Here is a 25,034-nt window from a genome sequence, read left to right as displayed (position 1 = left end):
TGCGTGATGCCCCGGTGCCTGCTGCTGTAGGAGCAAGCTCTGCTTGCGACCGCTATTGCGGCAGGTCCGCTGGATGAGCGAAGGGCATACATGCAACCCCTCGCCCCAGCCCTCTCCCGGCGTATGGGCCGGAGGGTGAGGGGTTGGTTTGGTGCAGGTTCATGGCATGGTGCAAATCCCGGTCGCAGGCAGAGCCTGCTCCTACGGGTGTTCCTGGCGGGCGAAGGTTGTTATGGGGTGTGCGGGCCTGCGCCGGGACGGCGGAGATCGCGGAGGCGGCGATTGCCGGTAAGGCTGGATCAGTGTGTCCGGGCGACGGCGAACTGGCTGAGCTCGACCAGCGCGTCCCGGTAGGGGCTGGCCGGCAGGGTCTCGAGGCAGGCGGTGGCGCGTTCGGCGTAGTCGCGCGCCAGTCGGGCGGTGTAGTCGAGCGCGCCGCAGGCCTCGACGGCCTGGCGAATCCGCTCCAGATCCTCGATGCCGCCCTTCTGGATGGCGCGCCGGACCAGCTCGGCCTGTTCGGCCGAGCCTTCACGCATGGTGTAGATCAGCGGCAGCGTCGGCTTGCCTTCGGCCAGGTCGTCGCCGACGTTCTTGCCCAGGGTCTCGCTGTCGCCCTTGTAGTCGAGCAGGTCGTCGACCAGCTGGAAGGCCACGCCGAGATGGTCGCCGAAGGTGCGCAGGGCTTCGCACTGGGCCTCGGGGGCTTCGGCCAGGGTGGCCGCGCTGTGGGTCGAGGCCTCGAAGAGCATCGCCGTCTTGCCGCGAATGACTTCCATATAGACCGCTTCGGTGGTACTGGCGTCGCGCACCTTGCTCAGCTGCAGCACCTCGCCTTCGGCGATCACCCGGGTGGCCTGGGAAATGATGCGCATCACCGGCATGGAGCCGAGTTCGACCATCATTTCGAACGAGCGCGCATAAAGGAAGTCGCCCACCAGCACGCTCGGCGCGTTGCCCCACAGGGCGTTGGCCGTGGAGCGGCCGCGGCGCATGCCGGACATGTCGACCACGTCGTCGTGCAGCAGGGTGGAGGTGTGCAGGAACTCGATGATCGCCGCCAGCAGCCGCAGGCGATCGCTCTGAAAGCCCAGGGCATTGCCGCTGAGCAGGACCAGCAGCGGACGCAGGCGCTTGCCGCCGGCGGAGGTGATGTAGTCGCCGATCTTCTCGACCAGGGGTACACGGGAGCTGAGCTGCTGGCGGATGATGCCGTCGACAGCGGCGAAATCCTCCGCCACCACGTGATAGAAAGCCTGGGGTTGCATCGGGGACGGGTGCTCCAGTAGGGCGTTCGCGGTGTGTCGGCTTTTTCGCGTCGGGCTTGCTGGCGCCAGTCGAGGCGCGGGACGTCGATGCCGATCCCTCGCAAGTCCCACAACACAGCAGAGCGCAACCCGTCGGCGCGCATGGGTGTCGCGTCCGAAGAGGCGCAGCCCACGGTTGCGCGGCATGCTAGGGGGCGGGGTATGGGCTGTCAAGGCGAGCGCCGGCACGGCTTGCGCGGGCTTCCCGCCTTGCGTACAATCGCGGGCCCTGAACATTCCCCCTGGGCAATTTCCCTGCCTTACGCAATTGCACGGGCGTCCCTTCCGGCCCCATGCAGCCATGCCAGCCGCCAACCATTCCTACAAAGCGCTGGGTGAGCAGGATCAACGGAGATACATGATGTACGCAGTCATCGTTACCGGCGGCAAGCAATACAAGGTTGCCGAAGGCGAGTTCCTGAAAATCGAAAAGCTTGAAGTCGCCACGGGCGAGTCGGTCACCTTCGACCGCGTCCTGCTGGTCGGCAACGGCGACGACGTCAAGATCGGTGCGCCGGTCGTCGGCGGTGCCAAGGTGACCGCCGAGGTGGTGAGCCAGGGGCGTCACGACAAGGTCACCATCATCAAGTTCCGTCGTCGCAAGCACCACATGAAGCGTCAGGGCCACCGTCAGTGGTTCACTGAGGTCAAAATCACCGGTATCCAGGGCTAACAGGGCCTGGATCCCAACATAGGAGTATTGAACTCATGGCACACAAAAAAGCTGGCGGTTCTACCCGCAACGGTCGCGATTCCGAAAGTAAACGCCTTGGCGTGAAGATGTATGGCGGCCAGGTCATCAAGGCCGGCAACATCATCGTTCGCCAGCGTGGCACCCAGTTCCACGCCGGTTACGGCGTCGGCATGGGCAAGGACCACACCCTTTTCGCCAAGATCGAAGGCGTGGTCAAGTTCGAGGTCAAGGGTGCCTTCGGCCGTCGCTACGTGAGCGTCGTCGCGGCCTGATCGCGATTTCGCTCGAAAAGCCCTGTCATCCGACGGGGCTTTTTTGTTTCTGCTGTCCCGCTCCCGGCGGGGCACCCTGGAAGGTGCCCGCTGTCTGCTGCGGTGTCGGCTGTCGGCCGCTGCCTTTACAATGGCGGCCTTTGGCGGCGCAGGCCGCACCCATGTTCTCAGGCCCGCTCGAGCGGCGGGAGGCAAGCGATGAAATTCGTCGATGAAGTATCGATATATGTAAAGGCCGGCGACGGTGGTAACGGCATGATGAGCTTCCGCCGCGAGAAGTTCATCGAGAAGGGCGGCCCCAACGGGGGCGACGGCGGCGACGGCGGCTCGGTGTACATGGTCGCCGACGAGAACCTCAACACCCTGGTCGACTACCGTTACACACGGCGCTTCCATGCGCCCAACGGCGAGAAGGGTGGCAGCTCCGACTGCACCGGCGCCAAGGGCGAGGACCTGATCCTGCCGGTGCCGGTCGGCACCACCGTGATCGATGCCGCCACCCAGGAAATCATCGGCGACCTGACCCGGCCCGGCCAGCAGCTGCTGGTGGCGCAGGGCGGCTGGCACGGGCTGGGCAACACCCGCTTCAAGTCCAGCACCAACCGTGCTCCACGGCAGACCACGCCGGGTAAGCCGGGCGAGGCGCGCGACCTCAAGCTGGAGCTCAAGGTGCTGGCCGACGTCGGTCTGCTCGGCCTGCCGAACGCCGGCAAGAGCACCTTCATCCGCTCGGTGTCGGCGGCCAAGCCGAAGGTGGCCGACTACCCCTTCACCACCTTGGTGCCGAACCTCGGCGTGGTCAGCGTGGGGCGCTACAAGAGCTTCGTGATCGCGGATATTCCCGGGCTGATCGAAGGCGCCGCCGAGGGTGCGGGGCTGGGGATTCGCTTCCTCAAGCACCTGGCCCGCACGCGCCTGCTGCTGCATCTGGTCGACATGGCGCCGGTGGACGGCAGCGATCCGGCCGATGCCGCCGAGACCATCCTGCACGAGCTGGAGAAATTCAGCCCGGCGCTGACCGGGCGCGATCGCTGGCTGGTGCTGAACAAGGCCGACCAGCTGCTCGAAGACGAGCGCGAGGAGCGCCTGCGCGCGGTAGTCGAGCGGCTGCAGTGGAGCGGTCCGGTGTTCGTCATCTCGGCACTGGAGCGCGAGGGGACCGAGGAGCTCAGCCAGGCGATCATGCGTTACCTGGACGAGCGGGCCGTGCGCATCGCCGAGGAGCCGGCCTATGCCGAGGCGCTGGCCGAGCTCGACCAGCGGATCGAGGACGAGGCCCGGGCGCGGCTGCAGGAGCTGGACGACCAGCGCGCGCTGCGTCGCGCCGGCGTCAAGTCGGCGGACGACCTGGATGACGACGACTTCGACGATGACGACGACGAAGGCGGGGCGGAAATTTTCTACGTGCGTTGAGAAGGCATCGCCGGGCACCGTCCCGGCGTTCGATCGGGTGGCCGCGAGGGCCTGCCCAGGACTGGCGGATCGGAAGGCTGAAGATGCGGGACAAGGTGGCCGGCGCGCGGCGCTGGGTGGTGAAGATCGGCAGTGCGTTGCTGACCGCCGATGGTCGTGGGCTTGATCAGGCCGCCATGGCGGTCTGGGTGGAGCAGATGGTCGCGCTGCGGGAGGCGGGCGTCGAGCTGGTGCTGGTGTCGTCCGGCGCCGTGGCCGCCGGCATGAGTCGGCTGGGCTGGCAGGCGCGCCCGAAGGCCATGCACGAACTGCAGGCCGCCGCGGCCGTGGGGCAGATGGGGCTGGTGCAAGCCTGGGAGTCCAGCTTTGCCCGGCATCGGCTGCATACCGCGCAGATCCTGCTGACCCATGACGACCTGTCCGACCGCAAGCGCTACCTCAATGCCCGCAGCACGCTGCGCACTCTGGTGGAGCTGGGGGCGATCCCGGTGATCAACGAGAACGACACGGTGGTCACCGACGAGATCCGTTTCGGCGATAACGATACCCTGGCGGCGCTGGTGGCCAACCTGGTCGAGGCGGACCTGCTGGTGATCCTCACCGATCGCGACGGCATGTTCGACGCCGATCCACGCACCAATCCCGAGGCGCGGCTGATCGGCGAGGCGCGCGCCGACGACCCGGCGCTCGACACGATGGCTGGCGGCGTCGGCGGCGCGCTGGGGCGTGGCGGCATGCAGACCAAGCTGCGCGCGGCGCGGCTGGCGGCGCGCTCGGGGGCGCACACGGTGATCGTCGGTGGGCGCATCGAGCGGGTCCTGGCGCGCCTGAAGGCCGGCGAGTCGCTCGGCACGCTGCTCGCGCCTGAGCGCAGCCGGCACGCGGCGCGCAAGCAGTGGCTGGCCGGCCACCTGCAGACGCGCGGTGTGCTGAGTCTCGACGAGGGCGCCGTGCGGGCGCTGCGCGAAGGGCATCGCAGCCTGCTGCCGGTGGGCGTCAAGGCGGTGCAGGGCAACTTCCGGCGTGGCGAGATGGTGGTGTGCGTCGGCCCTGACGGTGCCGAAGTCGCCCGCGGCCTGGTCAACTACAGCGCGGCCGAGGCGCAGAAGATTCAGGGGCGCTCCTCGGACGAGATCGAATCCAGGCTCGGTTACGTCGACGAGCCGGAGCTGATCCATCGCGACAACATGATCCTGTTGTGAGGTGAGCATGCGCCCGGCTGCGTTGATGGGATTGCTGGCGTTCCTGCCGCTGCTGGCGCAGGGGCGCGAGATCGGCGAGGTGGATACGGCGTTCAAGTGGCTGGGGCCGAACCACAGGATCGTGGTCGAGGCCTTCGACGATCCGAAGGTGCAGGGTGTGACCTGCTACCTGTCACGCGCCAAGACCGGCGGCATCAAGGGTGGGTTGGGGCTGGCGGAGGATCGCGCCGAGGCCTCGATCGCCTGCCGGCAGGTAGGGCCGATCCGCCTGCTGGACGATCTGGAGGATGGCGAGGTGGTCTTTCGCGAGCGCACTTCGCTGATCTTCAAGACCATGCAGGTGGTGCGCTTCTACGACGAGGCGCGCAACGCGCTGGTGTATCTGGTGTACAGCGACCGGGTGATCGAGGGCAGTCCGCAGAACGCGGTCACCGCGATTCCCATCCAGCCCTGGCCGGAGCCCTGAGCGCTGATTCGCAGGCATGAAAAAACCGGCACTAGGCCGGTTTTTCTTCGAGCGCCTGGATCAGGCAGCGGCCGTCTGGCCGAGTGCCTTGATGTGGGCGTTCAGGCGGCTCTTGTGACGAGCGGCCTTGTTCTTGTGGATGATGCCCTTGTCGGCCATGCGATCGATGACCGGAACGGCGGCGGTGTAGGCCGTCTGGGCTTTTTCCAGGTCCTTGGCGTCGATCGCCTTGACCACGTTCTTGATGTAGGTGCGAACCATGGAGCGCAAGCTGGCGTTGTGGCTGCGACGCTTCTCAGCCTGAATTGCGCGTTTTTTGGCGGAAGGGCTGTTGGCCACCGTCGAACTCCTCGAAAACTTTTTGTGGGGTTACCAGACAAACAAGGCCGCGAATCATGCCGATGGGGCGGGCTGTTGTCAATCCCCGCATGCGCTGTGCGGCACTGGCCGGATGGACGGCCGGCCGCTAAACTCGCCGGCTTCGCGCCCGTCCCGCTGCCGGCACGACAGGCGCTCTCATCCCGACGGCGGCCGCACCGGCCGTCGCGACGTTCAGGTTTCGAAGATGGCTGAAAAAAGCGCCAAGGGTGGCCTGCTGCGCTCGAGCGCGGTGGTCAGCGTGATGACGCTGCTGTCGCGCGTGCTCGGCATGATCCGCGACATGGTGGTGGCCAACTATTTCGGTTCGGGCGCGGCGGCCGACGCCTTCTTCATCGCCTTCAAGATTCCCAACTTCCTGCGCCGGCTGTTCGCCGAGGGCGCCTTCGCCCAGGCCTTCGTGCCGGTGCTGTCGGAGTACCGCACCAAGCGTTCGCAGGCCGAGGTCAAGCTGCTGGTCGACCGTACCGCGGGGGCGCTCGGGCTGGTGCTGGCGGCGATCACGCTGGTCGGCGTGCTCGGCGCGCCCTACGTGGTCATGCTGTTCGCCCCGGGCTTTCACGACGAGCCGCAGAAGATGGCGCTGGCCGGCGAGCTGCTGCGCATCACCTTTCCTTATCTGCTGCTGATCTCGCTGACGGCCTTCACTTCGGGCGTGCTGAACACCTACGGCCGCTTCGCGGTGCCCGGCTTCACGCCGGTACTGCTCAACGTCTGCATGATCGCCTCGGCGGTCTTCATGACCCCCTTCTTCGACGAGCCGATCATGGCGCTCGCCTGGGGCGTGTTCATCGCCGGCTTTGCCCAGCTCGGCTTCCAGCTGCCCTACGTGGCGCGGCTCGGGCTGCTGCCGCGGCCGCGCATCAAGCGCGGCGACGAGGGCGTGCGACGCATCATGCTGCTGATGGTGCCGGCGCTGTTCGGCGTGTCGGTCAGTCAGATCAACCTGCTGCTGGACACCGTGCTGGCGTCCTTCCTGCAGACCGGCAGCGTCTCCTGGCTGTACTACGCGGACCGGCTGTCCGAATTGCCGCTGGGAGCGTTCGGCATCGCCATCGGCACGGTGATTCTGCCCAGCCTGTCGCGCCAGCACGCCGGGGAGGACCCCAAGGCCTTTTCCGGCACGCTCGACTGGGCGCTGCGCATGGTGCTGCTGGTGGGTATTCCCGCGGCCCTGGCGCTGGGTGTGCTGGCCGAGCCGCTGATCGCCGGCCTCTTCTATTACGGGGCGATGAGCGAGGAGGCGGTGGTGCAGTCGGCCAATGCGCTGGAGGCCTACTCGCTGGGCGTGCTGGCCTTCATGCTGATCAAGGTGCTGGCGCCGGGCTTCTTCGCCCGCCAGGACTTGAAAACCCCGGTGCGCATCGCCATCACCTGCATGGTCGCGAACATGGTGTTCAACCTGATCCTGATCTGGCCGCTGCAGCACGTCGGCCTGGCCCTGGCGACCTCGCTGTCGTCGATGCTCAACGCCTTTCTCTTGTTCTGGGGGCTGTACCGCGCCGGGGTGTACCGTCCGGCGCCGGGTTGGGGGCTGTTCGCGCTGCGCCTGGCCGGCGCCTGCGCAGCCATGGTGGCGGTGGTCTGGTGGCTGAACGTGCCGTCGGTCGAATGGTTCGCCTGGGGCTGGGAACGCCGCGCGCTGCAGCTGGCGCTGCTGGTCGGCGGCGGGATGCTGGCCTTCGCCGCGGCGCTGCTGGCGCTCGGCCTGCGGCCGCGTCATCTGCGCCATCGAGTGGCCTGAGGTGGCCGGATGTCCGGTTTCGCCGTCGGCTTCCGTCTGAGCGCGCGAAAGGGGCCTGCCGGCCTCTAGCCCATGGACGCGCGCTGTCCGCCACGGCGGCCACGTGCGTATAATCGACCACTTTGTGAACAGAAGTGCGGTATGCAGCTCGTTCGAGGTCTTCACAATCTGCGCTCCCTGCCGGGCGGCAGCGTCGCCACCATCGGCAACTTCGATGGCGTGCACCGGGGACACCAGGCGATCCTGGCGCGGCTGCGCGAGCGCGCGGCCGAGCTGCGATTGCCCAGCTGCGTGGTCATCTTCGAGCCGCAGCCACGCGAGTTCTTCGCGCCCGAGCAGGCGCCGGCGAGGCTGACCCGGCTGCGCGAGAAGCTCGAGCTGCTCGCCGCCCAGGGCGTCGACCGGGTGCTGTGCTTGGCGTTCAACCGGCGCCTGCGCGAGCTCAGCGCGGCCGAGTTCGTCCATGCGGTGCTGGTCGAGGGGCTGGGCGTTCGCCATCTCGAGGTGGGCGACGATTTCCGTTTCGGCTGCGATCGCGCCGGCGACTTCGCCTTCCTGCAGAAGGCCGGCGTGATCGAGGGCTTCAGCGTGGAGGCAGCGACCACCATCGAGGTCGATGGCGAGCGCGTCAGCAGCACGCGGATTCGCCAGGCGCTGGCCGATGGCGAACTGACCAGCGCCGAGCGCCTGCTGGGGCGGTCGTTCAGCATCACCGGGCGTGTGCTGCACGGCCAGCAGCTCGGGCGCCAGCTCGGTGCGCCGACCGCCAACGTGCAGCTCAAGCGGCGGCGCGCGCCGCTGAACGGGGTGTTCACGGTGAGCGTGCGGCTGGACGGTGAAACGCGGGTCGGCGTGGCCAACATCGGCACGCGTCCGTCCGTGCGTAGCGACGGCCGGCCGCACCTGGAGGTGCACCTGCTGGACTATCGGGGCGATCTGTACGGCCGCCGCCTGCAGGTCACCTTTCACCAGAAGCTGCGCGACGAGCAGCGTTTCGCGTCCCTGGACGCACTGCAGGCCGCGATCGAGGCGGATTTCGCGGCCGCGCGCGCCTACTGGCGCCTTTAATCTTCCATACGAGTCAGGACCGAGATGACCGATTACAAAGCGACCCTCAATCTGCCGGCGACGGCATTCCCGATGAAGGCCGGTCTGCCACAGCGCGAGCCGGAGATCCTGCAGCGCTGGAACAGCATCGACCTGTACGGGAAGCTGCGCAAGATTGGCGAGGGGCGCCCGAAATTCGTCCTCCACGATGGCCCGCCGTACGCCAACGGCAACATTCACATCGGCCATGCGGTGAACAAGGTCATCAAGGACATGATCGTCCGTTCCAAGACCCTGGCCGGGTTTGACGCGCCCTACGTGCCGGGCTGGGACTGCCACGGCCTGCCGATCGAGCACAAGGTCGAGACCACCTTCGGCAAGAACCAGCCGGCCGACCTGACCCGCGAGCGCTGCCGCGTCTACGCCGCCGAGCAGATCGAGGGGCAGAAGGCCGACTTCATCCGCCTCGGCGTGCTCGGCGACTGGGACCGTCCCTACAAGACCATGGACTTCGCCAACGAGGCCGGGGAAATCCGCGCGCTGGCCGAAATGGTCCGCCAGGGCTTCGTGTTCAAGGGCCTCAAGCCGGTGAACTGGTGCTTCGACTGCGGCTCGGCGCTGGCCGAGGCGGAGGTCGAGTACCAGGACAAGAAGTCCGATGCCATCGACGTCGCCTTCCCGGTCGAGGACGCCGACAAGCTGGCGGCCGCCTTCGGTCTGGACAGCCTGCCCAAGCCCGCGGCCATCGTCATCTGGACCACGACGCCCTGGACCATTCCGGCCAACCAGGCGCTGAACGTGCACCCCGAATTCACCTACGCGCTGGTCGACACCGGCGAGCGCCTGCTGGTGCTGGCCGAGGAGCTGGTCGACAGCTGCCTGCAGCGCTACGGGCTGCAGGGCAGCACGCTGGCGACCGCCAAGGGCGAGGCGCTGGAGCTGATCCGTTTCCGCCACCCGTTCTACGAGCGCTTCTCGCCCGTCTACCTGGCCGACTACGTGGCGCTCGACGCCGGTACCGGCATCGTCCACTCGGCGCCGGCGTACGGCGAGGACGACTTCTACAGCTGCAAGCGCTACGGCATGCAGAACGACGAAATCCTCAGCCCGGTGCAGAGCAACGGCGTCTACACCGAATCGCTGCCGTTCTTCGGCGGCCAGTTCATCTGGAAGGCCAACGGCGCGATCGTCGCCAAGCTCGAGGAAGTCGGCGCGCTGCTGCGCCACGACGCCATCCAGCACAGTTACATGCACTGCTGGCGGCACAAGACGCCGCTGATCTACCGCGCCACCGCGCAGTGGTTCGTCGGCATGGACACCCCGCCGCACGAGGGGCCGACCCTGCGCGAGCGCGCACTGGCGGCGATCGAGCAGACCCAGTTCGTCCCGGCCTGGGGCCAGGCGCGCCTGCACGGCATGATCGCCGGCCGGCCCGACTGGTGCATCTCGCGCCAGCGCAACTGGGGCGTGCCGATCCCGTTCTTCCTGCACAAGGCCACCGGCGAGCTGCACCCGCGCACCGTCGAGCTGATGGAAGAGGTCGCCCGGCGCGTCGAGCAGCAGGGCATCGAGGCCTGGTTCAAGCTTGATCCGGCCGAACTGCTGGGCGAGGAGGCCGGCGACTACGACAAGATCGCCGACACCCTCGACGTCTGGTTCGACTCGGGCACCACGCACTGGCACGTGATGCGCGGCTCGCACCCCATGGGTCATGACCAGGGGCCGCGCGCCGACCTCTACCTCGAGGGTTCGGACCAGCACCGCGGCTGGTTCCATTCCTCGCTGCTGACCGGCTGCGCCATCGACGGGCATGCGCCTTACCGCGGCCTGCTCACCCACGGCTTCACCGTGGACGAGAACGGCCGCAAGATGTCCAAGTCGCTCGGCAACGTGATCGCCCCGCAGCAGGTGACCGACACCCTCGGCGCCGACATCCTGCGCCTGTGGGTCTCGGCGACCGACTACTCCGGCGAGATGGCCGTGTCGCAGCAGATCCTGCAGCGCACCGCCGATGCCTACCGGCGCATCCGCAACACCGCACGCTTCCTGCTCAGCAACCTGGACGGCTTCGATCCGGCCACCGACCTGCTGCCCGACGAGCAACTGATCGCATTGGACCGCTGGGCGATCGACCGCGCCCTGCTGCTGCAGCGCGAGATCGAGGAGGCCTACGCCAGCTACCGGTTCTGGAACGTCTACCAGAAGGTGCACAACTTCTGCGTGCAGGAACTGGGCGGCTTCTACCTCGACATCATCAAGGACCGCCAGTACACCACCGGTGCCGACAGCGTTCCGCGGCGCTCCTGCCAGACCGCGCTGTTCCACATCGCCGAGGCGCTGGTGCGCTGGATCGCGCCTATCCTGGCGTTCACCGCCGACGAGATCTGGCAGTACCTGCCCGGCGAGCGCAACGAGTCGGTGATGCTCAACACCTGGTACGACCGCCTGAGCGAACTGCCGGCCGACAGCGAACTCGACCGCGCCTTCTGGGAGCAGGTCATGGCCGTCAAGGCGGCGGTCAACAAGGAGCTGGAGAACCAGCGCGCGGCCAAGACCCTCGGCGGCAACCTGCAGGCCGAGGTGACGCTCTATGCCGACAGCGCGCTGGCCAGCCAGCTGCAGAAGCTCGGCGGCGAGCTGCGTTTCGTCCTGATCACCTCGGGCGTGGCCATCGCGCCGCTCGAGCAGGCACCGGCCGATGCCGTGGAGAGCGAGCTGCCGGGCCTCAAGTTGACGGTCAGCCGCTCGGCCGCGCCCAAGTGCGGCCGCTGCTGGCACCACCGCGAGGACGTCGGCCGGAACCCGGCGCATCCGGAGATCTGCGGTCGCTGCGTGGAGAACATCGAAGGCGAGGGCGAGGTGCGTCACTATGCGTGACCGCACCAGGCTGCCGGCCATTTCCGGCGCTCGTGGCGCAAGCTGGCCCCCTTTGTGGGAGGCCGCGCCCGTTCCCGACGGGCTTGCGGCATTCACCACATCCCTGTGGATTGCGCGCCCCCGCGGAGACAGTCCAGCACCGATCGGAGCCTTGGCATGAGCAGCCGCATCGGCAAGTTGTCCTGGCTCTGGCTGAGCCTGCTGGTGATCGTCGTCGACCAGGCGACCAAGTTCTATTTCGAGGACGCGCTGACGCTGTACCAGCGCATCGAGATCATCCCCGACTACCTGAGCTGGACGCTGGCCTACAACACCGGCGCCGCCTTCAGCTTCCTGGCCGATCACTCGGGCTGGCAGCGCTGGTTCTTCGCGGTGATCGCGGTGGGCGTGAGCATCGTCCTGGTGGTCTGGATGAAGCGCCTCAAGGCCGACGAGACCTGGCTCGCCGTGGCCCTGGCGCTCGTGCTCGGCGGCGCGCTCGGCAACCTCTACGACCGCGTGGTGCTCGGCCACGTGGTCGACTTCATCCTCGTGCACTGGCAGAACCGCTGGTTTTTCCCGGCCTTCAACGTCGCCGACAGCGCGATTACCGTTGGCGCGATCATGCTGGCGCTCGACATGCTCAAGGGCAACAAATCCGGAGAACCCGCTCATGACTGAAGCGCGCATCGGCAACGACTGCCAAGTGACCCTGCACTTCGCCCTGTCGCTCGAGAACGGCGACGTCGTCGACAGCACCTTCGACAAGCAGCCGGCCACCTTCAGGGTCGGCGACGGCAACCTGCTGCCCGGCTTCGAGCAGGCCCTGTTCGGCCTCAAGGCCGGTGACAAGCGCACCCTGAAGATCGCCCCGGAGCAGGGGTTCGGCCAGCCCAATCCGCAGAACGTGCAAGTGATGCCGCGCAGCCAGTTCGAGGGCATGGAGCTTTCCGAGGGGCTGCTGATCATCTTCAACGATGCGGCCAACACCGAGCTGCCGGGCGTGGTCAAGGCGTTCGACGAGCGTCAGGTCACGGTCGACTTCAACCATCCGCTGTCCGGCAAGGCGCTGGACTTCCGCGTCGAAGTCATCGACGTCAAGTCCGCCTGAGCCGCCGGAGCGACGAGAACGCCATGCAGATCAAACTCGCCAACCCGCGCGGCTTCTGTGCCGGGGTCGACCGCGCCATCGAGATCGTCAACCGCGCGCTGGAAGTCTTCGACCCGCCGATCTACGTGCGCCACGAGGTGGTGCACAACAAGTTCGTGGTCGAGGACCTGCGTGCGCGCGGCGCCGTATTCGTCGAAGAGCTCGACCAGGTGCCGGACGACGTGATCGTCATCTTCAGCGCGCACGGCGTCTCCCAGGTCGTGCGTCAGGAAGCCGAAAAGCGCGGACTCAAGGTCTTCGATGCCACCTGCCCGCTGGTCACCAAGGTGCACCTGGAAGTCGCCAAGTACAGCCGGGAAGGGCGCGAATGCATCCTCATCGGTCACCAGGGGCATCCCGAGGTGGAAGGCACCATGGGCCAGTACGACACCCGCAATGGCGGGGCGATCTACCTGGTCGAGGACGAGGCGGATGTCGCCAGCCTGCAGGTGCGCGATCCGGATTCGCTCGCCTTCGTCACCCAGACCACCCTGTCGATGGACGACACCAGCCGGGTCATCGACGCCCTGCGCAGCCGCTTTCCCAAGATCGGCGGCCCGCGCAAGGACGACATCTGCTACGCGACGCAGAACCGCCAGGACGCCGTGAAGCAGCTGGCCGCCGAGTGCGATGTGCTGCTGGTGGTCGGCAGCCCGAACAGCTCCAACTCCAATCGCCTGCGTGAACTCGCCGAACGCATGGGCACGCCGGCACACCTGATCGACGGCGCCGAGGACCTGCGCCAGGAGTGGTTCGCCACCGCGCAGGCGGTCGGCATCACCGCCGGCGCCTCGGCCCCGGAAGTGCTGGTGCAGGGCGTGATCCAGCGGCTAAAGCAGTGGGGCGCGAGCGCGGCGGCGGAACTGGATGGCCGCCCCGAGAATGTCACCTTCTCGATGCCGAAGGAATTACGGGTCAAGGCGATATAAAACCGCTGCTCGAAAAAAAGGCTCGCAGGATGCGAGCCTTTTTTCTTTAGGGTGGCTTCAGCGCCAGCACTCGGCAACGTTGCGGCTACCGCTGTTGCCGCGTTCTCCCATGGCGTTGAGGGTGAGATTGCCGCAACCACTGTCGTTGAAGGTCTGCGTGGCGGTGAGGGTGTAGCCGCCGTCACCCGCGCTGCTGCTCGCCGACAGCGTGTACTTGCCGGTCTCCGAAGTGATCCCGGTGGCCGTCGACGAACGCAGCCCCAGCTTGCCCAGGTCGTTCGTCGTGGTGACGTACTGGTTGTTCTGCGCGTAGTAGCGCTCTTGGGCCGCCGTCGCCTCGCTGAGCAGCGCCTGGCCTTCGGTCCGGTTGCCGCGCAGCACGTATTCCCGATAGCTCGGATAGGCGATGGAGGCGAGAATGCCGACGATCACCACCACGATCATGACTTCGATGAGGCTGAAGCCTCGCATGTTTGGCTTCATGGCCAGCTCCTTCTGAAGAATCATTGCGTCGTCACCGTGCGCCAAGTCTGCCGGCCCATGCTCGACGGATCGGGGAAGACCGGCACGCAGGCCAGGCCGGTGCAGAGTTCGAAGCTCTGGTCCTGGTTCTGTCCGGCGGAAAGCCCGCCTTCGCCATCCTGGCGAATCGCCGAGACGGTCCTGCTGTCCTGGCCGATGGTCACTGGCGTCAGGCCGAATGCATTCTGTGCCGTATGGCCGCCGGTGTAGGGGTTGATCGCATAGGTCCAGTTGTTGGCGCCGTCCGCGCAGGGGTCGGTGTTGGGAATCAGCGACTGGAAGAACAGCGTACGGCCGAGCGTCACCATGGGCTCGATCACCATCTCGCCCTCGAGCGCGCCCGACCTCAGGTCCAGGTACCAGCCGTACTGGTTGATCGCCATGTTCCCGTCCCGGTCGTTGGTCGTCCAGGGGACGTTGTTGCCGGTGATCACGCGGGCCGGGGTGCCGTCGGTGGTGACGGTGGCTTCGATGGTCTGTTGTGTCAGCGAGCTGCGGCTGATGGTGATCGCTGCGGTATCTTCCCCGCGGGTCTGCCTGTCCCAGATGCCGTAGACAGTCTGGGCCATGCTCTTGTCGCCGTCCTTGTCGCCGTCCTCGAAGAACTTGCCGGTACCGAATACGACCAGGTAACCGGTGTTGGTCGGGTGCTGGATGAGTGACGGTGGCGCGGTGATCGGCTGGCGTGCATTGTTGCTGGCCTCGGCCTTGAACAGCGGTTTGCCACCGTATCCCACCTCGAAATCGCCGAGGGCATTCTCACCATCGTCTGCGGTGGTGAAGGGCTGCGCCTGTTCACGGTTGTTACGCAGCAGGTCGAAGCGCCAGAGGTTGCCTTGCAGGTCGCCGGCATAGGCGTAGTCGGCTACGCCGTCGCCGTTGTAGTCGGCGAGCCTGGGCGTGGAAAGGCCGTTCGGCACGTTCGCCGTGCCGGACACTTCCAGGCTCTTCTTCAGTTCGCCGGACAAGGCATCGACGATGAACAGGGCGGCCTTCCCGTTGCCATTGCCGGCGGCCTCGTAGCCGTTGCCGAACACCACCGCCCACTTGCCGGTGTGCAGGCGGGCAATGGTCGGTTGCGAAAAGCTGTAGCCCATCTTGACGTCGTTGTCGGGAATATCCGAGTCATCGAATTCCCAGAGCAGTTTTTCCTGGCCCGGACGGGTGATGTCGAGTGCGAACACCGACTTGCCGCCGGCACGCAGCGTACCGACCAAAACGGTCCGCCACTGGCTGCCGTCGAATACGTCCGCCACGACCGGTGTGCCGTCGACATAGAACTCGTGGCTGTAGTTGCGTCCGGTGAGCTTGTTCAGCTTGGGGAACACGGCGGTGGGGATGAAGGCGAACTCCTCGATCCCTGTCCTGGCGTTGAAACCGTGCAACATGCCATCGTTGCCGCCGATATAGACCCGCGGCGTGCGGGTGGCGATCGATTCGGCAAAGGCGGTGTAGGTGTTATCTCCGTGGCTTTGCTCGAGTTTGTTGGCGAATCCTCGCAGATAGCGAGGGCCGGAAACGGCGACCGGACTGGAGGCATAGAAGTCACCGAGCACCGAATGGCGTTTGCGCATGGTGCTGTCTTCCAGCGATCGATCGCCCCGCAGGTAATTCAATCTCGACTGCCATCTGCCGTCGGCAATGTTGCCGTTCTCCGGGTCCCTGTTCAGATGGTAGGCGAGCGAATCGGTAGTGCCGCTGAGGCCGGCATTCTGCTCGGTGAATGCCTGAAGGCCGCTGGTCTCGGTTTCGGACGCGATATAGATCTTGCGATTGGCGGCAGCGGGAACCTTGTTTTCGGCACTCCAGATGACGAAAGTCTCGTACTGGTTGTTTTCCGCACTCCACCCTTTTTCTACGCGCTTGAGGTCTCCTGACCAGCTCTCGTCACTGGCATAGGTGGACTGGTAGGAGACCGTCACGATACGTCCTTCGATCTGTTCGTCCTCGCTTACTTGTCCGGAGCTGATCGCCGGCCTGGCTGCGCTGGATTTTCGATCGGAAATACGTGAAAGAATGTCATCGAACGCCTGGATCATTGCTTCTGGGCTGTCGGCGCTGAAGAACTCGCCGCGCGAATTGACCGCCGCGTGCCAGAGATCATAAACGTTATTCTGACTATTGCTGGACGCGGCTGGCCAACTGGCCGTGCCAGTGAGCAGATTGTTATAGCCGCTGCCGCCGAACGTACCTTTTTCGGAGTCCCATTCAATTCCCTTTTGTTTGAGCGAGTTGCCCAGTCCCAAGCCCATGATGAAATTGCTCATATGCTGCCAGGAGGCGGGGTCATTTTTGGGGTTCCAGTAGTTGTCCTCGTCGGTTCCGCTCTTGTCGGCGAGATAGGGGGTAAGCTTGTTTTCGAGGTTAGGGTTGAGGTCCGTAGCCCAGTAATGCATCGCCAGGTCTGCGAGCGTGCTGGAGGTGTTGTCCTGATAGGGGCGTTGGCCTGTGTAGTTCTTGCCGTCCGGCAAGGTGATGTTGGCGCCGTCATGCCTGAATGGGCTTGGGTTGGAGGTCGTGGCGTTCCACATCCCGTCGGTCATCAGAATGTGGTAGCTCGGCCGGCAGGCATAGGTATTGTCGGCAGTATTCTTGTTGGCGGAGTTTCGGCTATTCGGATACTTTTGCCAGGCGACACTTTCCTTGAGGAACTCGCCGGCTCTTTTCATTGCGGCAGGGAGTGGGGTTCCGCTATTGAAATATACGTCTTTAAGCCAGCTATAGAATTGCCCTTTATGTTGTGCGTCATATTCCCGGAACTTGTTGTCCTTGCAGTTTTTCGTGTCTCCGCCGTTGAGGCTGGTGCACAATGCAAGGTTCTGCCAGCCCAGGCGAGCTGAGGTAGACAGTTGCGAAAATGCCAGGCTGGTGGCGGACAGGGTTGCCAAGGCACGGGTCCGGTAAAAGGAATACCAGGTAGCGAAGTTTTCCTTTTCATCGTCTTTGACGAAAACCAGCTTGTAGCAGTTCGAGTTCGATGTCGCCGTAGAAGTGGAGCAGCCGGCGAGGTTTTCATCGAAGACGTAATAATATGCCGGCGTAAGGACCGTGTATGTATTTGAACTTCTGGAGCAGGAGAAATTGCTGGTGGATAGCACAGGTCCGGATTTTTCTATGGAGCACGTATAGTTGTTTCCGGAGCGAGTTACCTTGAAGCTGATTCCTGCGTCGCTGGTTTCGGTTTTTGTTTCGTTTCTTGAGAACGATATGGATACGCTGAAGTCATTACCGGGGTTGCTGGCTCGCTGATGAGTGCCGTTAGGCATCCGGTACTCTTTCCCTGTGGGTCTGTAATTGTTGGAAAGGTCGACGGTCCCATCGCCGGGCCTGAAGCCGTTGATCGGTGCCTTGGTGAACTGGGTCGTCAGTTTGACTTCGCTTCCGTTCTCGTCGAAGAACGGTGGAATGACGTACTTTGTGCCAGGATTGTAGTACATCGCATTGAATTCGCTCGCCGCATAGAGGCGAGTGATGGTGTAGTTATTATTCCTATTAATGAGTACATCATCTTCAATCGAGTCCGGAACGAATCCCCACGACATGCTCCCCGATTCGTCCAGCGTGAGGATGATATTCGGCGGAACGCCCACCGTCAGACTCAAGGGGCTTTGCGAAACGGCCGCCTGCACGTCCAGGGCGGTAACGAGCAGGGCTGCGGTCGCGAGGCTGCCAAGGAGTGTCTTAGCCGTCCGATTGTTGGCCAGAGGTTTCATGGTTGGCGTCCCTTAGTTGTTCAGGCCGAGATAGATGTTGGCGATGGTCGATTGCACGGCCAGCGTGTCGGCGGCCTGGCCGGTGATCAGGTAGAAGTAGGTCCCGCGCCCTTCCATGGCGTCGCCGTATTCGGCGTTGACACCCTCGCTGGTGATGAGCGCGCTGTTCCAGTACGCCCGGGTGTCCAGTTCGCTGACGCTTCCCGCTTCGGTTCCGCGATATGGCATCCATACCAGGGGCACGTTGTTCGCAGCGGCATCGGTCGTCCGGCCGGTGGCGGAGAAATAGGTCAGCGGATCGAGTACGAAGGCTTTCATCGCCTCCTTGTAAGGGACGGTGCCCTCCTTCGAAACGTCAATCAGGCAAGGCTTGTTGAGCGGTACAGTGAAGACGTTGTTCTTCACGCAATTCGCTTCGTCCGGTTCGAGCTTGGCCTGCAGGTTGCCGGGGCCGTAGAAGCGCTTTTCCGACTCGCGGAGCGCCGCGTCAGCGGTCTGGTGCAGGCGTGCGTTTTCCGCCTTGTTCGCCGTGATACGGCTTTCCAGCGTCACTTCACGCATGTTGGTGACGGTCAGTACGGTCAGCACCAGCAGCATTACCAGGGCGACGAGCAGGGCCGCGCCCCGCTGGCGGGTGGAGGGCAGTTGGGTCATGGCGTCAGGTTCCTGAGGGTGTGGGTGCCGGAGGCGACCTGATACAGGCGCAGGTCCTGGCGTTCGGCGGTCAGGCGGGTTTCGGTCGTCGAGTCGGCGTCTTTCAGCCAGTCGTCGAGGACCTTGGAATCCTCCGTGGCGCGCTGCCGGGTACCGCCGGCCAGCAGGGCCTGGTAGCCGACGCCGAGAACCGCCTCGCCACCACCCCAGGCATTGGCCGCCACGACCTGGTCGATGGTCTTGTTCAACGCCTTGCCGACGGCGAACTGCAGACGGAAGTCGGTGATTCCCGTGACCAGTTCGGACGCCGCCTGGTTGTTGCCGAGGTTCTTGCACCGCAGCGAACCGCTGTCGGCGTCGAAATACAGCAGCAGGGTGATGGGATCGCCAGGGCTGTCGAATACATCCGAGTCGTCGAAGGCGGCCGTCTTGTTGCCCTGACAGTCCAGCTCTTCGCTGACCATCGGGTAGTAGCGCAGACACAGGCCGACCTTGTTCGCCGCCTTGGTGACCGCGGCGCCGGCGTCCAGGGAGCCGCAGTCGGAAAAGGACGCCGCCGGAAAGGCATACTCGGCCAACTGGTGCGGCGCCCGGCGGTAGCCCGCCTTGTTGAGATAACTGTCCATCAGCATGGCCAGGAAGCGCGCGTTCTCCTGGTTTCCGGCCTGGCTCTGCTGGAAGAGGTAGTTGCGCTTGTTGTCGATGTAGACCTGGGTGATGCCGAGGATCAGGAAGCTGCTGACGGCCAGTGCGACCAGGAGCTCCACCATGGACAGGCCGAGTTCGCCCGCCAGGGTTCTAGGTTGGCGTTTCATAGTTCGACCCGTGTGCGATAGATGCAGGTGGTTGCGTTCGGCGCGCGGTCGTCGGGGCAGGCGCCCGACTTGACCGCCCATGCCAGCTGGATTTCGAGGACCGAGCCCTTGCCGTCGCATGTCGGCGCGGCGCCGTTGCTGGCGACCGAGCTGCGACACACGTAGAAGTGCTCGGTCAGCAGGTCGGACGCACCCGGCAGGTTGGCCTGGACGCGGCTGAGCCAGCAGTCGCGCTGCTTTTTCGGATCCTTGTTGGTGGCGCTGCCCGGCGGCGCGCAGTCACCGGAGCCGGGCGTGCCGGGAGCGGGTGAAAAATTGCCGCCCCTGGACTTGTAGAACAGCGACGAGCCTTTCAGGCCGCTGGCGACCGGCTGGCTCGGCGGCAGGGAGGTGAACACCTCGTCCGGGTTGGCGCGCATGAGCTCGACCAGCTCGTTGGCGAGGTCGACCGCCGCGTTGCGCTGCACCGAGTCCTGGGTGTACTGGATCGCGCGCGCCTGCATTGCGACCATGCCCAGCACGCCGGTGGTGACCAGCAGCAGGGTCACCAGGACCTCGATGAGGCTGAATCCGTGTGGCCTCTTCAACATGGGCTCTCCTTACTCGCAAGCGTCGAGGGGGTCGTTGCCGTCCTTTCCGCGCGGGTGCAGCTGGATGCTGCCGCTCGGCTCGACGGTGACGAGATATCCATTGGCGGGGTCCTGATCGCGGCAGACGGTGAAGCGCGCCGCGCTGCTGGCGACTCCCGAGGGGTAATAGGTCAGGCTGCTCAGCGCGGTGCCGTTGCCGTCGGTGGCCGTGAGCGTCGCCTTTGCGGCGTCATGCTCGAGCCTGCGCAGCACATCGCCGCCGCGACTGATCTCCCAGGCGGCGTCGCTCTTGATCGTCAGCTCGGCACTGGCGCGGGCGACGACCGCCTCGCTGCGGGCCTGCTGGACGAAGGCCTTGAGCTCTTCCGCCTGCGCCTGCAGCTGCGAGTTGCGGATGAACTGACCGAAGCTGGGAAAGGCGACGGCGGCCAGGATGGCCAGCAGGGCGATGGTGATCATCAGTTCGATCAGCGTGAAACCTTCCATGTCATCGCGGCGCGACATGATCTGCTCCGATGTTAATTTGGCGAACGGATATTGACGCGCCTGAAAAGGCAAATCCGTACTGGCGAGACGGCCGGCATAAGATGGCGGATGACCGGTTCGTGCGCTGAGCAGCCCATCGCAAAGCGGCTCAGTTGCAGCGTGCGACGTCCTGGTTGTTTTCACTCGCCGTGGCCGGCCGTATCCTTCCCTGCCGGCTGACGATCAGTTGCCAGGCGATCTCGTTGCGGTGGCACTGGAAGAAGCGGCCGCTGCTGACGGGGCTGGTGCCGTTGCCATAGAAGCGCAGGCTTTGCGTGAAGCCTGACCAGCGGAGCGGGCTGCGGCTGGTAACGGCTTCGGTGCGGAAATACACCTCTCCGTCGTCGACGCGGCGCAGCAGCCAGGGTCGAGTCCAGTCGTTCGTGCAACTGATGCCGTCCTCGGACGGGCACAGTTCGGTCTTGCGTCCCTCGATCACGGCCCGTGCCCGCGCCTCGTGCAGCAATCCTTCGAGATGATGCCGCTGGGCCTGCTGGCGGTTGCGTTCGAGAAAGTCGGCGGTGGCGGGCACGGCGATCATGGCGACCAGTGCCAGCAGTGTGAGGGTGACGGCGAGTTCGACGAGCGTGAAGGCACCTTCGCGTTTCATGGCGTTTCCTTGTGCACGGTATGTTTTCGCGGCCGTCCTGGCCGCGCTTCTATTTAACCTTGACGACCTCCGCGTCAAGGAACGGAACGGCAATTTGCAGATGCCGGGGAGACAAGACGTGAATCGAGCGACAGTGGTGGTAGGCGGTGGCGTGATCGGCTTGCTGTCCGCCTATCAACTGGGCCAGGCGGGCCTGCAGGTGGTCTTGCTGGAGGCGGGCGAAACCGCGCGCGAGGCCTCGTGGGCCGGCGGCGGCATCGTCTCGCCGCTGTACCCGTGGCGCTACCAGCCGGCGGTCACCGCGCTGGCGCACTGGTCGCAGGACTATTACCCGAGGCTCGACGAGCGGCTGGTCGCGGAGGGCGGCATCAGCCCCGAAGTCCATGAAACGGGCCTGTACTGGCTCGATCTGGAGGACGAGGCCGAGGCGCTGCGCTGGGCCGAGCACAGCGGAAGGCCGCTGTTCCCGCGCTCGATCGACCAGGTGTATGCCGCCGTGCCGGCCCTGGGTGCGGGCTTCACCCATGCCGTGTTCATGCCGGACGTGGCCAATGTGCGCAACCCTCGGCTTGGCAAGGCGCTGACCGCGGCACTACGACAGATGCCGAACGTGCAGGTGCTCGAGCGGAGTCCCGTCAGGGCGTTTCTTCGCGACGGCGAACGCGTGGTCGGCGTGCGCACGCACGACCGGGAGCTGCGCGCCGAGCGCGTGGTGGTCGCCGCGGGGGCCTGGAGCGGCGAGCTGCTGGCGACGCTGGGGATCACGCTGCCGGTCGAGCCGGTGAAGGGGCAGATGATTCTGTTCAAGTGCGCGGCGGACTTCCTGCCGAGCATGGTGCTGGCGCGCGGGCGCTACGCCATTCCGCGCCGGGACGGCCACGTGCTGGTGGGCAGCACCCTGGAGCACGCCGGTTTCGACAAGACCCCGACAGAAGATGCCCTGGCCAGCCTGCGGGTGTCCGCCGCCGAACTGCTGCCGGCGCTGGGCAAGGCCGAGGTGGTCAGGCACTGGGCCGGCCTGCGCCCGGGCTCGCCCGAGGGCATTCCCTATATCGGCGAGGTGCCGGGGCATGAGGGGCTCTGGCTGAACTGCGGTCATTACCGCAACGGCCTGGTGCTGGCGCCGGCGTCCTGCCGGCTGCTGGCCGACCTGGTGCTCGGCCGCGAGCCGATCGTCGACCCGGCTCCCTACGCACCGGCCGGGAGGATTGTTTAGGGCCTGCGCAGCGTGCGGCTCGGCTCTTTTGTGGGAGGCCGCGCCCGTTCCCGACGGGCTTGCTGCATTCACCACATCCCTGTGGATTGCGCCCCCTGGCGGCGATGGCAGGCATCGCCTGCCCGAAGAGCGTGGGTGGCCGGCCTTCCCTCATCCGGCCCTGCGGGCCACCTTCTCCCGCAGGGAGAAGGGAAAAGCACGGCGCCACCGCCCCCCGTGGCAGGCGCGCCCTCGCGGCGAATGCGGGTGGGCCTCCCAGCCAGGTTCGGCGCGAGCCGGCCGGGCGAAGCGTACAGGGCGGGTTACAACCCGCGGACGGACTGCTAAATTGCGCCACCTTCGGGCCCTGGCGGGCGCATCCTTGAATCGGGGGGATTCGTGGCGAAGAAAACCACTTCCTTGGCCGGCCTCGGCGGACTGGTCTATTCCACTGATCGCGGGCGCCACTGCCCGGATTGCGGACAACCGGTCGAGCGCTGCAGCTGCGGGCAGCCGGCGGCGCCGAGCGGCGACGGCATCGCCCGCGTGCGCCGCGAAACCAAGGGGCGCGGCGGCAAGACGGTCACCAGCGTCAGCGGCGTGCCGCTGGCCGAGGCGGAGCTGAAGGAGCTGGCCAGCGCGCTCAAGCGTCGCTGCGGCACCGGTGGCGCGCTGAAGGACGGCGTCATCGAGATCCAGGGCGACCATGTGCAGCTGCTGCTCGACGAACTCGCCGCGCGCGGTTTCAAGGCGAAGAAATCCGGCGGCTGAGCCGCGCAGCGTCGTTCTGCGCGTGAATTCCCGCGGCGCCGATCGTTCCAATCCAGAATACCCGCCCGGCGAGCCCTCGTCGGGCGCACCCTATCTTCCTTCACGGAGGCCGCATGCCGGTAAGACGCACACGCAAAGACGACGGTAGCCAGTGGACCGCGGCGGACAGCCGCAGCGTCTACGGCATTCGCCACTGGGGCGCGGGCTATTTCTCGATCAATGACGACGGCAGGGTGGAGGTGCGCCCGCACGGCCCCGAGGGCCAGCCCATCGAGTTCAACGGGCTGATCGAGCAACTGCGCGAGGCCGGATTGTCGCTGCCGCTGCTGGTGCGCTTCCCGGACATCCTGCAGGACCGCGTGCGGCGGCTGACCGGCGCCTTCGACGCCAACATCGAGCGCCTCGAATACCAGAGCCGCTACACCGCGCTGTACCCGATCAAGGTCAACCAGCAGGAGGCGGTGATCGAGAACATCATCGCCACGCAGAACGTCTCCATCGGTCTCGAGGCCGGCTCCAAGCCGGAGCTGATGGCGGTGCTGGCGCTGGCACCCAAGGGCGGCACCATCGTCTGCAACGGCTACAAGGACCGCGAGTTCATCCGCCTGGCGCTGATGGGCCAGAAGCTCGGGCACAACGTCTTCATCGTCATCGAGAAGATGTCCGAGGTCGGCCTGGTGATCGAGGAGGCCGCCGAGCTCAAGCTGGTGCCGCAGGTGGGCCTGCGCGTGCGCCTCTCGTCGCTGGCCTCGAGCAAGTGGGCAGACACTGGCGGCGAGAAGTCCAAGTTCGGCCTGTCCGCCGCACAGTTGCTGACCGTCATCGAGCGCTTCCGCGAAGCCGGCATCGACCAGGGCGTGCGCCTGCTGCACTTCCACATGGGCTCCCAGATCGCCAACCTGGCCGACTATCGCCAGGGCTTCCGCGAGGCCATCCGCTATTACGCCGAGCTGCGCGCGCTGGGCCTGCCGGTCGACCACATCGACGTCGGCGGCGGCCTGGGCGTGGACTACGACGGCACCCATTCGCGCAACGCCAGCTCGATCAACTACGACATCGACGAATACGCCGGCACCGTGGTGGGCATGCTCAAGGAATTCTGCGACCGCCAGGAGCTGCCGCACCCGCACATCTTCTCCGAGAGCGGGCGGGCGATGACCGCGCACCATGCGGTACTGGTCATGCAGGTGACCGACTTCGAGCGTCACAACGACCAGGCGCCGGAGGTCGACAACTACGACGAACTGCCGGATATCGTGCAGTCGCTGGTCGACCTGCTCGGCCCGACCGACCCGGAGATGGTCACCGAGACCTACTGGCGCGCCACCCACTACATGAGCGAGGCCGCCGCGCAGTACGCCGCCGGCAAGCTGACGCTGGCGCAGAAGGCGCTGGCCGAGCAGAGCTACTTCGCCATCTGCCGCCGCCTGTACAACCAGCTCAAGGCGCGCCAGCGCTCGCACCGCGCGGTGCTCGACGAGCTCAACGACAAGCTCGCCGACAAGTACATCTGCAACTTCTCGGTGTTCCAGAGCCTGCCGGACACCTGGGCCATCGACCAGATCCTGCCGATCGTGCCGCTGCAACGGCTGACTGAGGAACCGGTGCGGCGCGCCGTGCTGCAGGACCTGACCTGCGACTCCGACGGCAAGATCAAGCACTACGTCGACGAGCAGAGCATCGAGAGCAGCATGCCGGTGCACGAGATCGAGCCGGGCGAGGAGTACTTCCTCGGGGTGTTCCTGGTCGGCGCCTACCAGGAAATCCTCGGCGACATGCACAACCTGTTCGGCGACACCGACTCGGTCAACGTCTACCAGCGCGACGACGGCAGCTTCTACCACGCCGGCATTGAGACCCACGACACCATCGAGGACATGCTGCGCTACGTGCACCTGTCGCCGGAAGAGCTGATGACCTACTACCGCGACAAGGTGGCCAGCGCCAGGCTCAGCGCCAAGGAGCGTACCCAGTACATCGACGCGCTGCGCCTCGGGCTGACCCGCTCCTCCTACCTGACGCCCTGAGAGCCTGTACGCACGCCGCAATGCTGTTCGCTCAGGCAAGCTCGCCCCGAGGTCGGGCCTCCCAGGTGGCGGCACCAGCGCCGTAGGGTGGGCTTTAGCCCACCGACTGCTGAAAGCCGTGGCCTCTCTGGTGGGCTGAAGCCCACCCTACGCG

General features: G+C 65.7%; 23 protein-coding genes. 14 read left to right on the top strand and 9 right to left on the bottom strand.

Annotated elements, in window-relative coordinates:
• Positions 1-299 precede the first annotated feature (299 nt).
• A complete protein-coding gene (locus H610_RS0117390; protein ID WP_028240874.1) occupies positions 300-1,268 on the bottom strand; it encodes a polyprenyl synthetase family protein in 969 nt (322 codons plus the stop codon).
• Positions 1,269-1,668: 400 nt separating this feature from the next.
• Here H610_RS0117390 and rplU point away from each other — a divergent pair, with 400 nt between their 5' ends.
• The 5 genes from rplU to H610_RS0117365 all read left to right on the top strand — a co-directional run bounded on the left by rplU (position 1,669) and on the right by H610_RS0117365 (position 5,354).
• Positions 1,669-1,980, top strand: coding sequence for a 50S ribosomal protein L21 (gene rplU / locus H610_RS0117385; RefSeq protein ID WP_028240873.1), 312 nt, complete (start codon positions 1,669-1,671; stop codon positions 1,978-1,980).
• 35 nt (positions 1,981-2,015) lie between these two features.
• A complete protein-coding gene (gene rpmA, locus H610_RS0117380) occupies positions 2,016-2,273 on the top strand; it encodes a 50S ribosomal protein L27 (protein ID WP_028240872.1) in 258 nt (85 codons plus the stop codon).
• A 198-nt stretch (positions 2,274-2,471) separates the two neighbouring features.
• Positions 2,472-3,686 (top strand): Obg family GTPase CgtA, encoded by a 1,215-nt coding sequence (cgtA, locus tag H610_RS0117375; RefSeq protein WP_028240871.1) that lies wholly within the window; start codon positions 2,472-2,474, stop codon positions 3,684-3,686.
• Positions 3,687-3,769: 83 nt separating this feature from the next.
• Complete coding sequence (gene proB, locus H610_RS0117370; protein ID WP_028240870.1) at positions 3,770-4,888, top strand: glutamate 5-kinase; 1,119 nt, start codon at positions 3,770-3,772, stop codon at positions 4,886-4,888.
• 7 nt (positions 4,889-4,895) lie between these two features.
• Positions 4,896-5,354, top strand: coding sequence for a CreA family protein (locus H610_RS0117365; RefSeq protein WP_161630480.1), 459 nt, complete (start codon positions 4,896-4,898; stop codon positions 5,352-5,354).
• Positions 5,355-5,414: 60 nt separating this feature from the next.
• Here the strand turns inward: H610_RS0117365 and rpsT are convergent, their stop codons facing one another.
• Positions 5,415-5,693 (bottom strand): 30S ribosomal protein S20, encoded by a 279-nt coding sequence (gene rpsT, locus H610_RS0117360; RefSeq protein WP_028240868.1) that lies wholly within the window; start codon positions 5,691-5,693, stop codon positions 5,415-5,417.
• Positions 5,694-5,919: 226 nt separating this feature from the next.
• Between rpsT and murJ the strand changes: the two genes are divergently transcribed.
• From murJ to ispH, 6 genes are all read left to right on the top strand, one after another.
• Entirely contained in the window at positions 5,920-7,476 is a 1,557-nt protein-coding gene (gene murJ, locus H610_RS0117355) for a murein biosynthesis integral membrane protein MurJ (protein WP_028240867.1), read from the top strand.
• Between the two features lie 141 nt (positions 7,477-7,617).
• Positions 7,618-8,544 (top strand): bifunctional riboflavin kinase/FAD synthetase, encoded by a 927-nt coding sequence (gene ribF, locus H610_RS0117350; protein ID WP_028240866.1) that lies wholly within the window; start codon positions 7,618-7,620, stop codon positions 8,542-8,544.
• Positions 8,545-8,568: 24 nt separating this feature from the next.
• Entirely contained in the window at positions 8,569-11,400 is a 2,832-nt protein-coding gene (ileS, locus tag H610_RS0117345) for an isoleucine--tRNA ligase (RefSeq protein ID WP_028240865.1), read from the top strand.
• Positions 11,401-11,556: 156 nt separating this feature from the next.
• Positions 11,557-12,060 carry a signal peptidase II gene (gene lspA, locus H610_RS0117340; RefSeq protein WP_028240864.1) on the top strand — a complete coding sequence of 168 codons (504 nt, stop codon included), beginning with the start codon at positions 11,557-11,559 and terminating at the stop codon, positions 12,058-12,060.
• Positions 12,053-12,490 carry an FKBP-type peptidyl-prolyl cis-trans isomerase gene (locus H610_RS0117335; protein WP_028240863.1) on the top strand — a complete coding sequence of 146 codons (438 nt, stop codon included), beginning with the start codon at positions 12,053-12,055 and terminating at the stop codon, positions 12,488-12,490. Before lspA ends, H610_RS0117335 begins: the two co-directional genes overlap by 8 nt.
• Before the next feature lie 23 nt (positions 12,491-12,513).
• Positions 12,514-13,458, top strand: coding sequence for a 4-hydroxy-3-methylbut-2-enyl diphosphate reductase (gene ispH / locus H610_RS0117330; RefSeq protein ID WP_028240862.1), 945 nt, complete (start codon positions 12,514-12,516; stop codon positions 13,456-13,458).
• A gap of 57 nt (positions 13,459-13,515) precedes the next feature.
• Here the strand turns inward: ispH and H610_RS0117325 are convergent, their stop codons facing one another.
• The 7 genes from H610_RS0117325 to H610_RS0117295 all read right to left on the bottom strand — a co-directional run bounded on the left by H610_RS0117325 (position 13,516) and on the right by H610_RS0117295 (position 20,887).
• On the bottom strand, positions 13,516-13,941 hold the full coding sequence (locus H610_RS0117325; RefSeq protein ID WP_028240861.1) for a type IV pilin protein: 426 nt from the start codon (positions 13,939-13,941) through the stop codon (positions 13,516-13,518).
• Positions 13,942-13,961: 20 nt separating this feature from the next.
• The gene (locus tag H610_RS0117320; RefSeq protein WP_028240860.1) at positions 13,962-17,693 is read right to left on the bottom strand and encodes a pilus assembly protein; all 3,732 of its coding nucleotides are present in this window, start codon (positions 17,691-17,693) and stop codon (positions 13,962-13,964) included.
• A gap of 12 nt (positions 17,694-17,705) precedes the next feature.
• The gene (locus H610_RS0117315) at positions 17,706-18,347 is read right to left on the bottom strand and encodes a PilX N-terminal domain-containing pilus assembly protein (RefSeq protein ID WP_028240859.1); all 642 of its coding nucleotides are present in this window, start codon (positions 18,345-18,347) and stop codon (positions 17,706-17,708) included.
• Positions 18,344-19,162: a PilW family protein gene (locus tag H610_RS0117310; RefSeq protein WP_028240858.1), complete on the bottom strand. Its 819-nt coding sequence runs from the start codon at positions 19,160-19,162 to the stop codon at positions 18,344-18,346. The genes H610_RS0117315 and H610_RS0117310 overlap by 4 nt, the downstream gene beginning before the upstream one ends.
• Entirely contained in the window at positions 19,159-19,752 is a 594-nt protein-coding gene (gene pilV, locus H610_RS0117305) for a type IV pilus modification protein PilV (protein ID WP_043238910.1), read from the bottom strand. Before pilV ends, H610_RS0117310 begins: the two co-directional genes overlap by 4 nt.
• 9 nt (positions 19,753-19,761) lie before the next feature.
• Positions 19,762-20,256, bottom strand: a complete 495-nt coding sequence (locus tag H610_RS0117300) for a GspH/FimT family pseudopilin (protein ID WP_028240856.1) — start codon at positions 20,254-20,256, stop codon at positions 19,762-19,764.
• A 130-nt stretch (positions 20,257-20,386) separates the two neighbouring features.
• Positions 20,387-20,887 (bottom strand): GspH/FimT family pseudopilin, encoded by a 501-nt coding sequence (locus tag H610_RS0117295; protein ID WP_028240855.1) that lies wholly within the window; start codon positions 20,885-20,887, stop codon positions 20,387-20,389.
• A 100-nt stretch (positions 20,888-20,987) separates the two neighbouring features.
• Between H610_RS0117295 and thiO the strand changes: the two genes are divergently transcribed.
• The 3 genes from thiO (at position 20,988) to speA (ending at position 24,880) form a co-directional block, all read left to right on the top strand.
• Entirely contained in the window at positions 20,988-22,103 is a 1,116-nt protein-coding gene (thiO, locus tag H610_RS0117290) for a glycine oxidase ThiO (RefSeq protein ID WP_408055002.1), read from the top strand.
• 378 nt (positions 22,104-22,481) lie between these two features.
• Positions 22,482-22,853, top strand: coding sequence for a translation initiation factor Sui1 (locus tag H610_RS0117285; protein WP_028240853.1), 372 nt, complete (start codon positions 22,482-22,484; stop codon positions 22,851-22,853).
• A gap of 113 nt (positions 22,854-22,966) precedes the next feature.
• The gene (gene speA / locus H610_RS0117280; RefSeq protein ID WP_028240852.1) at positions 22,967-24,880 is read left to right on the top strand and encodes an arginine decarboxylase; all 1,914 of its coding nucleotides are present in this window, start codon (positions 22,967-22,969) and stop codon (positions 24,878-24,880) included.
• Positions 24,881-25,034 lie beyond the last annotated feature (154 nt).

Source organism: Stutzerimonas azotifigens DSM 17556 (assembly GCF_000425625.1).
GTDB classification, from domain to species: domain Bacteria; phylum Pseudomonadota; class Gammaproteobacteria; order Pseudomonadales; family Pseudomonadaceae; genus Stutzerimonas; species Stutzerimonas azotifigens.
Note: the sequence above shows the minus strand (reverse complement) of the source record. Positions and strands in the feature narration are given on the sequence as shown.

Excerpts from the sequence above, each read along its gene's own strand:
- H610_RS0117390 (WP_028240874.1), bottom strand. The coding sequence starts at position 1,268 with ATGCAACCCCAGGCTTTCTATCACGTGGTGGCGGAGGATTTCGCCGCT.
- rplU (WP_028240873.1), top strand. The coding sequence starts at position 1,669 with ATGTACGCAGTCATCGTTACCGGCGGCAAGCAATACAAGGTTGCCGAA.
- rpmA (WP_028240872.1), top strand. The coding sequence starts at position 2,016 with ATGGCACACAAAAAAGCTGGCGGTTCTACCCGCAACGGTCGCGATTCC.
- cgtA (WP_028240871.1), top strand. The coding sequence starts at position 2,472 with ATGAAATTCGTCGATGAAGTATCGATATATGTAAAGGCCGGCGACGGT.
- proB (WP_028240870.1), top strand. The coding sequence starts at position 3,770 with ATGCGGGACAAGGTGGCCGGCGCGCGGCGCTGGGTGGTGAAGATCGGC.
- H610_RS0117365 (WP_161630480.1), top strand. The coding sequence starts at position 4,896 with ATGCGCCCGGCTGCGTTGATGGGATTGCTGGCGTTCCTGCCGCTGCTG.
- murJ (WP_028240867.1), top strand. The coding sequence starts at position 5,920 with ATGGCTGAAAAAAGCGCCAAGGGTGGCCTGCTGCGCTCGAGCGCGGTG.
- ribF (WP_028240866.1), top strand. The coding sequence starts at position 7,618 with ATGCAGCTCGTTCGAGGTCTTCACAATCTGCGCTCCCTGCCGGGCGGC.
- ileS (WP_028240865.1), top strand. The coding sequence starts at position 8,569 with ATGACCGATTACAAAGCGACCCTCAATCTGCCGGCGACGGCATTCCCG.
- lspA (WP_028240864.1), top strand. The coding sequence starts at position 11,557 with ATGAGCAGCCGCATCGGCAAGTTGTCCTGGCTCTGGCTGAGCCTGCTG.
- H610_RS0117335 (WP_028240863.1), top strand. The coding sequence starts at position 12,053 with ATGACTGAAGCGCGCATCGGCAACGACTGCCAAGTGACCCTGCACTTC.
- ispH (WP_028240862.1), top strand. The coding sequence starts at position 12,514 with ATGCAGATCAAACTCGCCAACCCGCGCGGCTTCTGTGCCGGGGTCGAC.
- H610_RS0117325 (WP_028240861.1), bottom strand. The coding sequence starts at position 13,941 with ATGAAGCCAAACATGCGAGGCTTCAGCCTCATCGAAGTCATGATCGTG.
- H610_RS0117320 (WP_028240860.1), bottom strand. The coding sequence starts at position 17,693 with ATGAAACCTCTGGCCAACAATCGGACGGCTAAGACACTCCTTGGCAGC.
- H610_RS0117315 (WP_028240859.1), bottom strand. The coding sequence starts at position 18,347 with ATGACCCAACTGCCCTCCACCCGCCAGCGGGGCGCGGCCCTGCTCGTC.
- H610_RS0117310 (WP_028240858.1), bottom strand. The coding sequence starts at position 19,162 with ATGAAACGCCAACCTAGAACCCTGGCGGGCGAACTCGGCCTGTCCATG.
- pilV (WP_043238910.1), bottom strand. The coding sequence starts at position 19,752 with ATGTTGAAGAGGCCACACGGATTCAGCCTCATCGAGGTCCTGGTGACC.
- H610_RS0117300 (WP_028240856.1), bottom strand. The coding sequence starts at position 20,256 with ATGTCGCGCCGCGATGACATGGAAGGTTTCACGCTGATCGAACTGATG.
- H610_RS0117295 (WP_028240855.1), bottom strand. The coding sequence starts at position 20,887 with ATGAAACGCGAAGGTGCCTTCACGCTCGTCGAACTCGCCGTCACCCTC.
- thiO (WP_408055002.1), top strand. The coding sequence starts at position 20,988 with ATGCCGGGGAGACAAGACGTGAATCGAGCGACAGTGGTGGTAGGCGGT.
- speA (WP_028240852.1), top strand. The coding sequence starts at position 22,967 with ATGCCGGTAAGACGCACACGCAAAGACGACGGTAGCCAGTGGACCGCG.